Origin of the sequence: Massilia sp. 2TAF26 (genome assembly GCF_052115005.1) — a bacterium.
GTDB lineage: Bacteria > Pseudomonadota > Gammaproteobacteria > Burkholderiales > Burkholderiaceae_D > Telluria.
In genome coordinates, this window is record NZ_JBFRFV010000030.1 from 14,952 (window position 1) to 28,462 (window position 13,511).

The window sequence follows — 13,511 nt, forward strand, 5'->3', positions numbered from 1 at the left end:
CTTAAAGTTCGCTGGCGATGGGATCGGTATCCTTGACGACGGCGCCTCGCGCCGTGCGCTTCGTATTGTAGAACGTCGCGGCGATGCCGGAGACCAGGATCACACCCATCCCCAGCCACACGTGCCAGTCGAACACGTCGCCCCACAGCAGCATCCCCCACAGGCTGGAGAAGATGATGCCGGTGTACTGCAGGTTGGCCACCACCAGCACCTTGCCGAGGCGGTAGGCGCGCGTCATCGCCATCTGCGCCAGCAAGGCCGGCACCCCGATCGCCACCAGCAGCAGGCCGCTATGCCAGGTATGCGTGTGGAAGGGCGTGGCCGGGCCGTTCTCGAGCAGCGTGCCGAAGAAGCCGGCTAGGCACGTGGTCAACGAAAAATAGAACACGACTCGGTATTCGGGTTCGCCCATCTGGCCCAGGTTACGCACCTGCATATAGGCCATCGCCGAGACGATCGAGGACGCCAGGCCGATCGCACCGCCCAGCCACTGGTTGGTCTCGACCGCCGGCCGCAGCACCAGGGTCACGCCGACGAAGCTCATCACGATGGCCATCACCAGCGGCCATTCGGTCTCGCCCTTCGCATGCCACCAGCCGATGAAGAACATCCAGGTGGCGAGCCAGATCGGCGCCATGTAGTTGAGGGTGACGGCGGTGGCGAGCGGCAGCTTGCCGATCGCGAAGAACCACATCCACAGCGAGATCACGCCGACCAGGCTGCGCGTCAGATGCTGACGGGGGAAGAGGGTGCGGAAGGTGCCGCCCTGCAGATGGATCGTGAGGAACAGGATGACGGTGCCGACCAGGCCACGGTACATCACGATTTCGGAGGTGGAGTAGAGGGGGGAGGCCAGCTTCACGCCCGCGCCCATGGCGGCGAACGCGAAGCTGGCGAACAACATCCAGAGAGCTGGCATTAAATTCCTGGTGGGACGTTTTCCAATTTACTGCGATACCACTCGTGGAAGTGCTGCATACCGTCTTCCATCGGCGACTGGTAGGGGCCGACTTCGCTGACGCCGCGGTCCAGCAGGATCTTGCGGCCGGCATCCATGCGCAGGGCGATCTCGTCGTCCTCGACGCAGGTTTCCATATAGGCAGCGCGCTCGGCGTCGACGAAACCGCGTTCGAACAGCACGAACTCTTCCGGATAGTAGAACTCGACCACGTTGCGGGTCTTCTGCGGGCCCATCGGCCACAGGGTCGACACCACCAGCACGTTCGGATACCACTCGACCATGATGTTCGGATACAGGGTCAGCCAGATTGCGCCGTACTTCGGCGCCTGCCCGTTGTTGAACTTCAGGACCTGTTCCTGCCATGCCTTATAGGCCGGCGAGCCGGACTTCTGCAGGCCGCGGTGCACGCCCACGGTCTGGACGCTGTAGTCGGTGCCGAATTCCCAGCGCAGGTCGTCGCAGCTGACGAAGTTGCCCAGGCCCGGGTGGAAGGGCTCGACGTGGTAGTCCTCCAGGTAGACCTCGATGAAGGTCTTCCAGTTGTAGTCGCACTCGTGCACCTCGACGTGGTCGAACATATAGCCCGAGAAATCGAGGTCCCTGGTCACCGACAGCTGCTTGAGCTTGTCCATCACGTTGTAGCCGTTCTGTTCGAACAGCAGGCCGTTCCAGTTCTGCAGCGGCGTCTTCGACAGGTTCAGGCAGGGCGTGTCGGCAAAGTGCGGCGCGCCGATCAGTTCACCCTTCAGGTCATAAGTCCAGCGGTGCAAGGGGCAGACAATATTCTTGGCATTGCCGCGGCCATTGAACATCAGCGCCTGGCGATGACGGCAGACGTTGGAAAGCAGTTCGATGCCCTGCGCATTGCGCACTAGCATGCGGCCCTCGTTCTCCGACTTCAGGGTCGCGAAATCGCCCTTCTCGGGAACCATCAATTCATGCCCGACGTAGCGGGGGCCCTTCTGGAACAGGTGATGCATTTCGCGCTGCAACAGCGCTTCGTCGAAGTAGACATTTACCGGAAGCTGCGCGCACGAGCGCGCCAGCTTGGCGTGGGTAGCCAGATCGGACATCCCAACCCCCCTTTACAGATATCAGCCAAAGAAGAGAAAGAATCCGAGAACCAGTATTTTTTGGGGCGTTGAAAAACTTGCGGCTTTTCCTGCGCCTTAAAGAACGGAATACGGTATTTCGGAGACAGAACCGGAGATTATAGCCTGTAAAGGCTCATCCGGTCTCGGTCCCGCGCGAGCTTGTGGTGCGTGGATGCTCAAAAATTGCCGGAAATGCATCGTTTTCATGAATCGGTGGGCGCTTTGCGATAAAATGTGTCTTTGCTTGCAAGAGAACGGCAACTGTCGCGCCGTCACGCAGGGGTAGGATTGTTTACAATAAGCGATTAGACTGTTGCGCCTCGCGCATTGCCATTGCACTGCCGCCAGGCAAGTCGAGCCCCGAACCGATTAAAGTCATTATGCCAAATAAAACAAGCGCGGAGAGCGCTGGAGCGCCGGCCGCCGTTCCTCCCGAGTCTTTCGAACAGGCGATGGCCGAACTGGCCCAGCTCGTCACGCAGATGGAAGGCGGACAATTGCCCTTGGAAGCCTCGGTCGCTGCCTATGCCCGCGGTTCCGAGCTCGTGCGTTACTGTGCGGCCCAGCTGGAAAAGGTGGAGTCGCAGGTCAAGGTGCTCGAAGGCGAAATGCTGAAACCCTTCAGCGCCGACGGCGAGGACGCCGAATGAGCCCGACCGTGAGCGCCCATTCCGATTTCCGCGCCTGGATGGAAGGCGTGCAGACCCGCACCGAGGCCGCGCTCGAGCGCTTCCTGCCGGCGACTGTGCAGGTGCCGGCCAAGCTGCACGAAGCGATGCGCTACACGGTGCTGGGCGGCGGCAAGCGCGTGCGCCCGCTGCTGGCGCATGCCGCCGGTGAGCTGTTCGGCGCCAGCGAAGATGCCGTCGCACGCGCCGCCTGCGCGGTCGAGATGATTCACGCCTACTCGCTGGTGCACGACGACATGCCCTGCATGGACGACGACGCGCTCCGCCGCGGCAAGCCGACCGTGCATGTGGCCTATGACGAAGCGACCGCGCTGCTGGTCGGCGACGCGCTGCAGGCCCAGGCCTTCGAAGTACTCGCCGGCAGCGAGGAGGTCGCCCCGGCGCGCCTGGTCACGATGCTGCGCCTGCTGGCCGAGGCGGCCGGATCCGCCGGCATGTGCGGCGGCCAGGCGATCGACCTGGACAGCGTGGGCCTGGCCCTGACGCTGGAAGAGCTGGAGCGCATGCACCAGCTGAAGACCGGCGCCATGCTGCGCGTCTCGGTGCTGCTGGGCGCACTGGCCGGCCGCGAGCTCGATGCGCGGGAGCTGGACGCATTGAAGGAATACTCGCGCGCGATCGGCCTGGCCTTCCAGGTGGTGGACGACGTGCTGGACGCGACCGAAGACTCGGCCACCCTCGGCAAGACCGCGGGCAAGGACGCGGCGGCGAACAAACCGACTTACGTAACGATTCTGGGGCTGGGGCCGTCCAAGGCGCTGGCCGAACAACTGCGGCAGCAGGCGCACGAAGCGCTGGCGCCGTTCGGAGAACAAGCACTGCGGCTGCGCGAACTGGCAGACCTGATCGTGCAGCGGAAGGCCTAAATGAAACTGCTAGATACCATCAACGACCCGGCGGACCTGCGCAAGCTCCCGCGCACCCAGCTGACCCCGCTGGCCACCGAACTGCGCCAGTTCCTGCTCGATTCGGTGTCCAAGACCGGCGGCCACCTCTCGTCCAACCTCGGCACCGTCGAGCTGACGATTGCGCTGCACTACGTGTTCAACACGCCGGAAGACCGCATCGTCTGGGACGTCGGCCACCAGACCTATTCGCACAAGATCCTGACCGGCCGCCGCGACCGCATGCCGACGCTGCGCCAGCATAACGGCCTGTCCGGCTTCCCGAAGCGCGACGAGAGCGAGTACGACACCTTCGGCACCGCCCACTCGTCGACCTCGATCTCGGCGGCGCTGGGCATGGCGCAGGCGGCCAAGATCAAGGGCGAGAAGCGCAAGGCGATCGCCGTGATCGGCGACGGCTCGATGACGGCCGGCATGGCCTTCGAGGCCCTGAACAATGCCGGTGTCGAGGACGACGTCGACCTGCTGGTGGTCCTGAACGACAACGACATGTCGATCTCGCCGCCGGTGGGCGCGCTGAACCGCTACCTGGCGCGCCTGATGTCGGGCCAGTTCTACGCCGCCGCCAAGAACGTGGGAAAAAGCGTGCTGCCGGCGCCGATGCTGGAACTGGCCAAGAAGCTCGAGGAACACGCGAAAGGCATGGTGGTCCCGGCCACGATGTTCGAGGAATTCGGCTTCAACTACATCGGCCCGATCGACGGCCACGACCTCGACTCGCTGATCCCGACCCTGGAAAACATCCGCAGGCTGAAAGGCCCGCAATTCCTGCACGTGGTGACGAAGAAGGGCCAGGGCTACAAGCTGGCCGAGGCCGAGCCTATCCTGTACCACGGTACCGGCAAGTTCAATCCGAGCGAGGGCATCAAGCCCGCCACCGCGCCGTCCAAGATCACCTACACCGAAGTGTTCGGCAACTGGCTGTGCGACATGGCCGCCGCCGACAAACGCCTGGTCGGCATCACGCCGGCGATGCGCGAAGGCTCGGGTATGGTGCGCTTCCACCAGCAGTATCCGGACCGCTACTTCGACGTCGGCATCGCCGAACAGCACTCGGTCACCTTCGCCGCCGGCATGGCGACCGAAGGCGTCAAGCCGGTGCTGGCGATCTACTCGACCTTCCTGCAGCGCGGCTACGACCAGCTGATCCACGACGTGGCGCTGCAGAACCTGGACGTGACCTTCGCCCTCGACCGCGCCGGCCTGGTCGGCGCCGACGGTGCGACCCACGCCGGCAACTACGACCTGGCCTATCTGCGCTGCATCCCGAACATGGTCGTCATGGCGCCGTCGGACGAGAACGAGTGCCGCCAGATGCTGACCACGGCCTATCACTACCCGGGCCCGGCGGCAGTGCGCTATCCGCGCGGCGCCGGCGTCGGCGCCGCCATCCAGCAGGAGCTGACCTCCCTCGAGCTCGGCAAGGGCACCGTGAAGCGCGAGGGCAAGGGCGTCGCCATCCTGGCCTTCGGCTCGATGGTGGCCCCGAGCCTGAAAGCGGCCGAGGGCCTGAACGCAACCGTCGCCGACATGCGCTTCGTGAAGCCGCTCGACGTCGAGCTGGTCAAGCGCCTGGCCAAGGACCACGACTACCTGGTGACGGTGGAAGAGGGCTGCACCATGGGCGGCGCCGGCTCGGCCGTCGCCGAAGCATTGGCGCTCGAGGCCATCGTCAAGCCGCTGCTGATCCTGGGCCTGCCGGACAAGTTCATCGACCAGGGCGACCCGGGCGTGCTGCTGGCTTCCGTCGGCCTGGACGCGCACGGCATCGGCAAATCGATCCGCGAACGTTTCGGGATCGGCGAGCCGCGCCTGGTCGTGAACAACAACTGAGCAGAGACCGATCATGCTGATCGTCACCCACGGCGGCAAATTCCATGCGGATGACGCCTGGGCGGTTGCCGTCATCTACGTGCTGTATCCCGAGGCCGAACTGGTGCGCACGCGCGACCCGGTCATCATCGAGAGCGGCGACGTCGTGATCGACGTCGGCGGCATCTGGGACCCGGCCCTGGGGCGCTTCGACCACCACCAGAAGGGCTTCAGCGGCGCCCGCCAGACCGGCGTGCCGTATGCGAGCGCCGGCCTGGTGTGGCGCGAATACGGCGCCCGTTGCGTGGCCGCGCTGGCGGCGAAGCACACCGGCCAGCAGCTCAGCGACGAAACCGCCCAGCACATCGCCTACGCCATCGACGCCGACATCGTGCAGTACCTGGACCTGTCGGACGTCGGCGCGGCGAAAAATGCGCCGGGCGGCTACGGCCTGTCGGCGGTAATCTCCGGCTACAACCTGAGCTGGCTGGACGAGGAAAGGCTGGGCTACGGCGAGCGCGCCGACGCCTACCGCCTGAGCCAGTTCCGCCGCGCGATGGATTTCCTCGTCGACGTGATGGCGAACGCCGTCAAGTACCGCGTCGGCGCCTTGCTCGCGCTGGAGCAGGTGCGCAAGGCCGAGGTGCTGGAAGGCGGCCGGCTGCTCTACCTGAAGAACAGCGCGCTGCCCTGGAGCTCGGTGGTGCGCAAGGAAATGCCGAAGGTCCTGTTCGTCATCAGCCATAACATCGGCGAGCAGCGCTACATGCTGCACACGGTACCGGCCACCGCCGACACCTTCGAAGCCCGCGCCGACCTGCCGGCATCCTGGGCCGGCCTGCGCGACGCCGACCTGGCGCTTGTCACCGGCGTGCCGGATGCCGGCTTCTGCCACAACGGCCGCTTCATTGCTGCTGCCAAGTCGTATGACGGTATTCATGCGATGGCGTTGCAGGCGTTGAAGGAAGCGGGGCAAGACTAGCAACTCAAGAACGTCGTCCCCGCGAAGGCGGGGATCCAGGTTCGTTGCGGTTCGAAAAACTTGGGTTCCCGCCTGCGCGGGAACGACGTCACTTGAACAACTCCTCCGCCCGCCGATAAAGAATCCACGAAGTCGCCACATACTTGTCCCCGCCATGCGGCACATGCCCCTTGTGCGTATGCGTGAAGCCTGCCGGCGCAATGATCAGGCGGCCCTGCCGCGCTTCCACCTTGCGGCCCTGGTACAGGAATTCGGTTTCGCCACCCTCGGCCACGTCGTTCAGGTAGAACTGGAACAGCAGCACCCGGTGCAGGGTCTCGCAGCTGGCGTTTGCGGATAGATCTCGGAATGCCAGTGGTGGTAGCCGCCGCTGGCGCGCAGGTGCTTCTGCAGGTTGATCGGGCCGCAGCGGTACATCGCCTGCACCAGCGCGTCCAGGTGGGGGCGGCCGCATTCGTCGAAGTTGTCGAGCGAGAGGGCGACCGGCTGCCCGGTTTCCGGATGCGCGACCATCGGCGACAGCGCGCCCAGCACCAGCGCGCGGTAGCGGTCCACGTACTGCGCCAGGTGGCGCCGCAGGCTCGATGCCATCAGGCTGGCGACGTCCTGCCACTCCGGGTACTGGGTGAGGGTGAGGTCCCAGCTGTCCTTCCTGGCCACGTCCACGCCGTTGCCGGTGCGGCCGCGCACGACCTTGTCGCTGGCCTCGAAGCGCTGCAGGATATGGGCGCATTGCTCGCTGCTCAGGGCGCCGTCGTAGATGCCGATGAAATCGTCTGTCATGACGTTCCTTGGGAGGCCGCATGCTGGGCCGGCACGTGCAGCGAGCGGGCCAGCAGGTGGCCGGCCAGCCAGCCGGCCACCAGGCCGCCGATGTGGGCCGCGTTGTCGGTGTGCGGATACAGGAAGCCGGCGCCGATATTAAACAGCAGGAAGGGCCCGACCGAGCCGCGCAGGTCGCGCACCACGGTCGGCGGCACGCCGCTGTGCTCGCGGCCGATGAAGGCGAACAGGCCGCCGATGATGCCGAAGATCGCGCCCGAGGCGCCCACGCTGTTGACGGGGTGCTGGGAGACCAGGCCCCACAGCATGCTGCCAAGGCCGCCGCCGATGCCGGCAAGCAGATACAGGCCGGCGAAGCGCAGGCTGCCGAAGATGCGCTCGACCAGCTGGCCGGCCTGCCACAGCACCAGCATGTTCATCCCAAGGTGCAGCAGGCTGCCGTGCAGGAAGGCGGAGCTCAGCAGGCGCCACCACTGGCCTTCGCCCAGGGTCTTGCGCGGCAGGTTCGACCCCCATTTGACGAGCTGCTCGGCGAGCAGGGCAGGGGGCGCATCCGGCCACCACTGGCGCGCCGCGATCAGCTTGTGGATGCCCTGCTGCCACAGCTGCAGGTGGGCCTGCACCGCGGCCAGCGAGTCCCAGCCCGGCAGGGGCCTGAACCAGGGCATGCCGAAGCCCTTACGCTCCAGCCACATCAGGAAGAAGATGCCGATGTTGGCCGCCAGCAGGGTCCAGATCACCGGCGTCGACGGGCTCCAGTAGTCGATGCGGTCATGGAAGACCTCGCGCTCGGCATGCGCCACCTCGAACTCGGGCGTGCAGCGCGAGGGGAGGGCCGCCGCGATGGCCTTCGCGGCATCGCGGCCGGCGGCGGAAAAGCCGACTTCCTGCATGCCCTGGACGCCGACCACGTCGAAGATCACGTCCTCGCCCGCGGTGCGCACGTTGACGATGTCGACCTTGCGCAGGCGCTCCTCCTCCTTCTTCGGAAAGCGGAACGAGCGGTGGCTGCTGCCGCGCACGTAGACGAAGTCGGGCTCGATCGCCAGCTGGCCGCGTCCCTGCAGCCGGAAGGGATTCGAGGGCCAGTTCGCGCCGCCCCGGTAGAACCGGACCTCGAAAACGCCGTCGGCCTTGCCGCTGTCCTGCATCTGCGGCGCCCCGTCAGCCGCGCTTGCGCTCGTGCTGCCACAGCACGTCGCTGCCGCCGCCGTGGCGGTTCAGCACGCGCGCCAGCACGAACATCAGGTCGGACAGGCGGTTCACGTATTGACGCGGCTGGGCGTTGATCGTGTCCGTCTTCGACAGCGCGACGATGCTGCGCTCGGCGCGCCGGCATACGGTGCGGCACACGTGGGCCGTCGATGCCGCGCGCGAGCCGGCCGGCAGGATGAACTCCTTCAGGATCGGCAGGTCGGCATTGTATTTCTCGAGCAGGCCGTCCAGGCGCGCCACGTGCTCGTCCTTGATCATCTGGTAGCCCGGGATGCACAGCTCGCCGCCGAGGTCGAACAGGTCGTGCTGGATCGAGATCAGCTCTTCCCTGAGCTCGGCCGGCATGTCCTCGCACAGCAGCAGGCCGACGAAGGAATTCAGTTCGTCGACGTCGCCCAGCGCGGCGATGCGCGCGCTGTCCTTGCCGGTGCGGCTGCCGTCGCCGAGTCCGGTGCTGCCGTCGTCGCCGGTGCGGGTCGCGATTTTCGAAAGTCGATTGCCCATGCTTATGCCCTGCCTATAAAAAAAGATAGCGCGAGCATACGCCAAAATAGTGCAATAGTGCTTACAATCGGCTTATGATTCCCGCCATTCCAGTCGACCCCGAGCGCCGCCGCCAGGTGGCCAGCGCCCTGCGCGCCGTGCTCCCCGAGCGTTGCGTCCTGCACGACCCCGAAGATACCCGGCCGTACGAATGCGACGGCCTGGCGGCCTATCGCCAGCTGCCGATGATCGTGACGCTTCCCGACAACGAGGAGCAGGTGCTGGCCATCCTGAAGGTCTGCCGCGAGCTGAAGGTGCCGATCGTGCCGCGCGGCGCCGGCACCGGCCTCTCCGGCGGCGCCCAGCCGCTGGCCGACGGTGTGGTGATCTCGACCGCGCGCCTGAACCGCATCCTGCGCGTCGAACCCTATGCGCGCACCGCCGTGGTCCAGCCCGGCGTGCGCAACCTGGCGATCTCGGAAGCGGCGGCGCCCTTCGGCCTCTACTATGCGCCGGACCCGTCCTCGCAGATCGCCTGCACCATCGGCGGCAACGTGGCCGAGAACTCCGGCGGCGTTCACTGCCTGAAATACGGCCTCACGGTGCACAATGTGTTGCGCGTGCGCGTCTGTACGATGGAAGGCGATGTCATCGAACTGGGCGGCGAAGGCCTGGATTCACCGGGCCTGGACCTGCTGGCCGTCTTCATCGGCTCGGAGGGCATGCTCGGCATCGTCACCGAAGTGACCGTCAAGCTGGTGCCGAAGCCGGCGCTGGCCCAGGTCATCATGGCTTCCTTCGACGACGTGGTAACGGGCGGCAACGCGGTGGCCAGCGTGATCGCGGCCGGCATCATCCCGGCCGGCCTGGAGATGATGGACCGCACCTCCTCGCGCATGGTCGAGCCCTTCGTGAAGGCCGGCTACGACCTCGAGGCGGCCGCGATCCTGCTGTGCGAGGCGGACGGCACCGGGCTCGAAGTGGCCGAGGAAATCGAACGCATGACGGAAGTGCTGCAGCAGGCCGGCGCCAGCGCCATCGCGGTGTCGCAGAACGAGGCCGAGCGCCTGCGCTTCTGGTCCGGCCGCAAGAATGCCTTCCCGGCCGCCGGCCGCATCTCGGCCGACTATTACTGCATGGACGGCACCATCCCGCGCAAGCATCTGGCCCACGTGCTGAGCCGGATCGAAGCGATGCAGGACACCTACGGCCTGCGCTGCGCGAACGTGTTCCACGCCGGCGACGGCAATATGCACCCCCTGATCATGTTCGACGCCAACAAGCCGGGCGAGCTGCAGCGCGCGGAAGACTTCGGCGCCGCCATCCTGGCCCTGTGCGTGGAGGTCGGCGGCACCATCACCGGCGAGCACGGCGTCGGCGTCGAGAAGATCGATTCGATGTGCGTGCAGTTCGGCGCGAACGAGCTGGAAGCCTTCTTCACGGTCAAGCGCGCCTTCGACCCGGCCATGCTGCTGAATCCGAACAAGGCGGTGCCGACCCTCCAGCGCTGCGCCGAAATGGGCAAGATGCGGGTCAGCGGCGGCGTGCTGCCGTTCGCGGACCTGCCGCGTTTTTGAAAGTGACGCTTTTGAAACTGACTATGCAGCAGACTCTTGAACGATTCCAGGACCAGGTACGGACCGCGGCCGCAGGCAAGGGCGCGCTGCGCATCCGCGGCGGCGGCAGCAAGGACTGGTACGGACAGCGCCTCGAAGGCGAGATCCTCGACACGCGCGCCTATGCCGGCATCGTCGATTACGAGCCGACCGAACTGGTGATCACGGCGCGCTGCGGCACGCCCCTGGCCGAAATCGAAGCCGTGCTGGCCGAACGCAAGCAGATGCTGGCCTTCGAGCCGCCGCACTTTGGCGAAGGCGCGACCCTGGGCGGCACCATCGCCGCCGGCCTCTCGGGCCCGCGGCGCGCCAGCAGCGGCGCGCTGCGCGACTTCGTGCTCGGCGCGAAGCTGCTGGACGGGAAGGGCGACGTCCTGAGCTTCGGCGGCCAGGTGATGAAGAACGTGGCCGGCTACGACGTCTCGCGCCTGCTGGCGGGTTCGCTGGGCACCCTCGGCCTGCTGCTGGAAGTGTCGGTCAAGGTGCTGCCGCTGTCCTACCGCGAAGCCACGCTGCGCTTCGAGATGAACGAGGTCGACGCCATCCGCAAGCTGAACGAATGGGGCGGCCAGCCGCTGCCGATCTCGGCCAGCTGCTGGATTGACGGCGTGCTGGCGCTGCGCCTGTCCGGCGCCCGGGCCGCGGTCGATGCCGCCATCCGCTCGCTGGGCACCGCACACGGCGGCCACATCATGCCGGACTGCGAGGCCTTCTGGGCCAGCCTGCGCGAGCAGCGCCATGCCTTCTTCGATGGCGATGCGCCGCTTTGGCGGCTGTCGGTACCGTCCACCTATGGCGCCATCGTGCTGGGAGGTCCGCAGCTGATCGAATGGGGCGGGGCGCAGCGCTGGCTGCGCGCGGACGGCGATGCCGCGACAAGCGAGCGCATCCGCGCCACGGTGAAGGCCTGCGGCGGTCACGCGACCCTGTTCCGCGGCGGCGATAAAAGCGTCGGCGTGTTCCAGCCGCTGGCGCCGGCCGTGGCGAAGATCCACGAACGCCTGAAAGCCGGATTCGATCCGTCGAACATCTTCAACCCCGGCCGGATGTATTAAAGAACCATGCAAACGAACCTCGCCGATTTCATCAAGGGCACGCGCGAAGGAGAGGAGGCGGAAGCCATCCTGCGCGCCTGCGTGCATTGCGGCTTCTGCACCGCCACCTGCCCGACCTACCAGCTGTTGGGCGACGAGCTCGATGGCCCGCGCGGCCGCATCTACCTGATCAAGCAGGTGCTGGAAGGCGAACAGCCGACCCGCAAGACGCAGCTGCACCTGGACCGCTGCCTCACCTGCCGCAACTGCGAGAGCACCTGCCCGTCCGGCGTGAAGTACGGGCGCCTGGTCGACATCGGCCGCAAGGTGGTCGAGGAGCGCGTCGCCCGTCCGCTGGGCGACCGCGTGAAACGCACCATGCTGAAGGAATTCCTGCCGCGCGCAAGACTGTTCAAGCCGGCCTTCAAGGCGGGCCAGGCGGCGCGTCCGCTGCTGCCGCACGGCCTGCGCGACAAGCTGCAGCCGGCGCGCAGCGCGGGCGTCTGGCCGCGGCGCGAGCATGCGCGCAAGATGCTGGCGCTGGCGGGCTGCGTGCAGCCGGCGATGGCGCCCGATATCAACGCCGCCACCGCGCGCGTGCTCGATGCGCTGGGCGTGCAGCTGATCGAAGCCCCCAAGGCGGGCTGCTGCGGCGCGGTGCGCTACCACATGAACGACCAGGACGGCGGCCTGCAGGACATGCGCCGCAACATCGACGCCTGGTGGCCCTACGTCGACGGCGGCAAGGTCGAGGCCATCGTGATGACGGCCTCCGGCTGCGGCGTCACCGTCAAGGAATACGGCCACCTGCTGGCCCAGGATCCGCAGTATGCCGGGAAGGCGGCGCGCATCAGCGCGATGACGAAGGACCTGTCCGAAGTCATGCAGGATTTCGAAGGCGAGATCGGCGCCCGCCTGGCCGGCAGCATCAATGAACGCATCGCCTTCCACCCGCCCTGCACCCTGCAGCATGGCCAGCAGATCCGCGGCAAGGTCGAGGGCGTGCTGCGCGCCGCCGGCGTCGACGTGGTGCTGTGCGCGGACAGCCACCTGTGCTGCGGTTCGGCCGGCACCTATTCGGTGCTGCATCCGGAGATCGCGCATGCGCTGCGCGACCGCAAGGTCGCCAACCTGGAAGCCACCGGGGCAAAGGAAATCGTGTCCGCGAACATCGGCTGCATCACCCACCTGCAGTCGGGAACGCAGACGCCGGTCACGCACTGGATCGAACTGGTCGACCGCGCCCTGGCCGGGGCGCCGGGCCGATGAGGATCTTCGCAGCTTTGCTGCTGGTCTTGCCGATGGCGGCCCTGGCGGGGGAAGGGCAGGCGCACAAGCCTGCTGCCCATCACGCCGCCAAGCCCGCGCCCAAGCCCGCCAAGAAGAAGGCCGCCGGCGCCGACGAAGGCGCCGACGGCTTCCTGAACCTCTACGTCGAGCTGTGCGTGCGCCATTTCGGCGACCTCGACGAGTTCCGTGCCCGCCTGCTGCGCGACAAGGTGCCTAAGCTGCCGGCGGAAGACGCCAAGCCGTTCCTGGCCGGGATGGACGGCGACGCCTGGCCGGTGCCGTACAAGGGCAAGCTGGGGAATTACGTGCTGGCCCTGCCGGCCGGGAAGAACCTGTGCCTGCTGCACGCGCACCGTGCGAACGCCACCGCGATCGAGAAGGGCTTTCTCGACATCGTCGCCGATGCGCCCAAGCCGATGGTGGCGAAGCGCGGCCCCAGCCGGGACGAACTGAGCGCGGACAAGATCAAGATGCGCACCGTGTCCTCGACCTGGGCGCCGCCGGGCGCGCGCCGCAAGATGGAATTCATGCTCACCACCACGGCATCGCCCAAGGCCGAGCTGCAGGCGCTGGGTTCGGTGGCGATGATTGCCGACGGTCCGACGCGAAACGCGAGGCCGTGATAGGATCGGCGCCCCGAATTATGC

14 protein-coding genes are annotated in these 13,511 nt (G+C 66.6%); 8 read left to right on the plus strand and 6 right to left on the minus strand.

Annotation, left to right across the window (positions count from 1 at the left end):
* Position 1: 1 nt before the first annotated feature.
* Entirely contained in the window at positions 2 to 919 is a 918-nt protein-coding gene (locus AB4Z32_RS23035) for a DMT family transporter (RefSeq protein WP_442124198.1), read from the minus strand.
* Positions 919 to 2,034 (minus strand): aromatic ring-hydroxylating oxygenase subunit alpha, encoded by a 1,116-nt coding sequence (locus AB4Z32_RS23040; RefSeq protein WP_442124199.1) that lies wholly within the window; start codon positions 2,032 to 2,034, stop codon positions 919 to 921. Before AB4Z32_RS23040 ends, AB4Z32_RS23035 begins: the two co-directional genes overlap by 1 nt.
* 401 nt (positions 2,035 to 2,435) lie before the next feature.
* On the opposite strand from AB4Z32_RS23040, the gene AB4Z32_RS23045 reads away from it, so the two are divergent.
* The 4 genes from AB4Z32_RS23045 to AB4Z32_RS23060 are packed head-to-tail and all read left to right on the plus strand — an operon-like array spanning position 2,436 to position 6,443.
* A complete protein-coding gene (locus AB4Z32_RS23045) occupies positions 2,436 to 2,705 on the plus strand; it encodes an exodeoxyribonuclease VII small subunit (protein WP_442124200.1) in 270 nt (89 codons plus the stop codon).
* On the plus strand, positions 2,702 to 3,610 hold the full coding sequence (locus AB4Z32_RS23050; protein ID WP_442124201.1) for a polyprenyl synthetase family protein: 909 nt from the start codon (positions 2,702 to 2,704) through the stop codon (positions 3,608 to 3,610). The genes AB4Z32_RS23045 and AB4Z32_RS23050 overlap by 4 nt, the downstream gene beginning before the upstream one ends.
* Positions 3,611 to 5,482, plus strand: coding sequence for a 1-deoxy-D-xylulose-5-phosphate synthase (gene dxs, locus AB4Z32_RS23055; protein WP_442124202.1), 1,872 nt, complete (start codon positions 3,611 to 3,613; stop codon positions 5,480 to 5,482).
* A 13-nt stretch (positions 5,483 to 5,495) separates the two neighbouring features.
* Positions 5,496 to 6,443 carry an MYG1 family protein gene (locus AB4Z32_RS23060; protein ID WP_442124203.1) on the plus strand — a complete coding sequence of 316 codons (948 nt, stop codon included), beginning with the start codon at positions 5,496 to 5,498 and terminating at the stop codon, positions 6,441 to 6,443.
* Between the two features lie 88 nt (positions 6,444 to 6,531).
* Here the strand turns inward: AB4Z32_RS23060 and AB4Z32_RS23065 are convergent, their stop codons facing one another.
* From AB4Z32_RS23065 to AB4Z32_RS23080, 4 genes are read right to left on the minus strand one after another with little or no spacing between them, the layout of a single operon-like run.
* Positions 6,532 to 6,747 carry a hypothetical protein gene (locus tag AB4Z32_RS23065; protein ID WP_442124204.1) on the minus strand — a complete coding sequence of 72 codons (216 nt, stop codon included), beginning with the start codon at positions 6,745 to 6,747 and terminating at the stop codon, positions 6,532 to 6,534.
* Entirely contained in the window at positions 6,723 to 7,226 is a 504-nt protein-coding gene (locus AB4Z32_RS23070) for a hypothetical protein (protein ID WP_442124205.1), read from the minus strand. The genes AB4Z32_RS23065 and AB4Z32_RS23070 overlap by 25 nt, the downstream gene beginning before the upstream one ends.
* Entirely contained in the window at positions 7,223 to 8,377 is a 1,155-nt protein-coding gene (locus tag AB4Z32_RS23075; protein WP_442124206.1) for a rhomboid family intramembrane serine protease, read from the minus strand. The genes AB4Z32_RS23070 and AB4Z32_RS23075 overlap by 4 nt, the downstream gene beginning before the upstream one ends.
* 13 nt (positions 8,378 to 8,390) lie before the next feature.
* Positions 8,391 to 8,945: a cob(I)yrinic acid a,c-diamide adenosyltransferase gene (locus AB4Z32_RS23080; protein ID WP_442124207.1), complete on the minus strand. Its 555-nt coding sequence runs from the start codon at positions 8,943 to 8,945 to the stop codon at positions 8,391 to 8,393.
* 74 nt (positions 8,946 to 9,019) lie between these two features.
* On the opposite strand from AB4Z32_RS23080, the gene AB4Z32_RS23085 reads away from it, so the two are divergent.
* The 4 genes from AB4Z32_RS23085 to AB4Z32_RS23100 are packed head-to-tail and all read left to right on the plus strand — an operon-like array spanning position 9,020 to position 13,487.
* Positions 9,020 to 10,501 (plus strand): FAD-linked oxidase C-terminal domain-containing protein, encoded by a 1,482-nt coding sequence (locus AB4Z32_RS23085; RefSeq protein ID WP_442124208.1) that lies wholly within the window; start codon positions 9,020 to 9,022, stop codon positions 10,499 to 10,501.
* 23 nt (positions 10,502 to 10,524) lie between these two features.
* Entirely contained in the window at positions 10,525 to 11,595 is a 1,071-nt protein-coding gene (glcE, locus tag AB4Z32_RS23090) for a glycolate oxidase subunit GlcE (RefSeq protein ID WP_442124209.1), read from the plus strand.
* A gap of 6 nt (positions 11,596 to 11,601) precedes the next feature.
* Entirely contained in the window at positions 11,602 to 12,843 is a 1,242-nt protein-coding gene (glcF, locus tag AB4Z32_RS23095; protein WP_442124210.1) for a glycolate oxidase subunit GlcF, read from the plus strand.
* Complete coding sequence (locus AB4Z32_RS23100; protein WP_442124211.1) at positions 12,840 to 13,487, plus strand: NMCC_0638 family (lipo)protein; 648 nt, start codon at positions 12,840 to 12,842, stop codon at positions 13,485 to 13,487. Before glcF ends, AB4Z32_RS23100 begins: the two co-directional genes overlap by 4 nt.
* The last annotated feature ends 24 nt before the right edge of the window (positions 13,488 to 13,511 follow it).

Excerpts from the sequence above, each read along its gene's own strand:
- AB4Z32_RS23035 (WP_442124198.1), bottom strand. The coding sequence starts at position 919 with ATGCCAGCTCTCTGGATGTTGTTCGCCAGCTTCGCGTTCGCCGCCATG.
- AB4Z32_RS23040 (WP_442124199.1), bottom strand. The coding sequence starts at position 2,034 with ATGTCCGATCTGGCTACCCACGCCAAGCTGGCGCGCTCGTGCGCGCAG.
- AB4Z32_RS23045 (WP_442124200.1), top strand. The coding sequence starts at position 2,436 with ATGCCAAATAAAACAAGCGCGGAGAGCGCTGGAGCGCCGGCCGCCGTT.
- AB4Z32_RS23050 (WP_442124201.1), top strand. The coding sequence starts at position 2,702 with ATGAGCCCGACCGTGAGCGCCCATTCCGATTTCCGCGCCTGGATGGAA.
- dxs (WP_442124202.1), top strand. The coding sequence starts at position 3,611 with ATGAAACTGCTAGATACCATCAACGACCCGGCGGACCTGCGCAAGCTC.
- AB4Z32_RS23060 (WP_442124203.1), top strand. The coding sequence starts at position 5,496 with ATGCTGATCGTCACCCACGGCGGCAAATTCCATGCGGATGACGCCTGG.
- AB4Z32_RS23070 (WP_442124205.1), bottom strand. The coding sequence starts at position 7,226 with ATGACAGACGATTTCATCGGCATCTACGACGGCGCCCTGAGCAGCGAG.
- AB4Z32_RS23075 (WP_442124206.1), bottom strand. The coding sequence starts at position 8,377 with ATGCAGGACAGCGGCAAGGCCGACGGCGTTTTCGAGGTCCGGTTCTAC.
- AB4Z32_RS23080 (WP_442124207.1), bottom strand. The coding sequence starts at position 8,945 with ATGGGCAATCGACTTTCGAAAATCGCGACCCGCACCGGCGACGACGGC.
- AB4Z32_RS23085 (WP_442124208.1), top strand. The coding sequence starts at position 9,020 with ATGATTCCCGCCATTCCAGTCGACCCCGAGCGCCGCCGCCAGGTGGCC.
- glcE (WP_442124209.1), top strand. The coding sequence starts at position 10,525 with ATGCAGCAGACTCTTGAACGATTCCAGGACCAGGTACGGACCGCGGCC.
- glcF (WP_442124210.1), top strand. The coding sequence starts at position 11,602 with ATGCAAACGAACCTCGCCGATTTCATCAAGGGCACGCGCGAAGGAGAG.
- AB4Z32_RS23100 (WP_442124211.1), top strand. The coding sequence starts at position 12,840 with ATGAGGATCTTCGCAGCTTTGCTGCTGGTCTTGCCGATGGCGGCCCTG.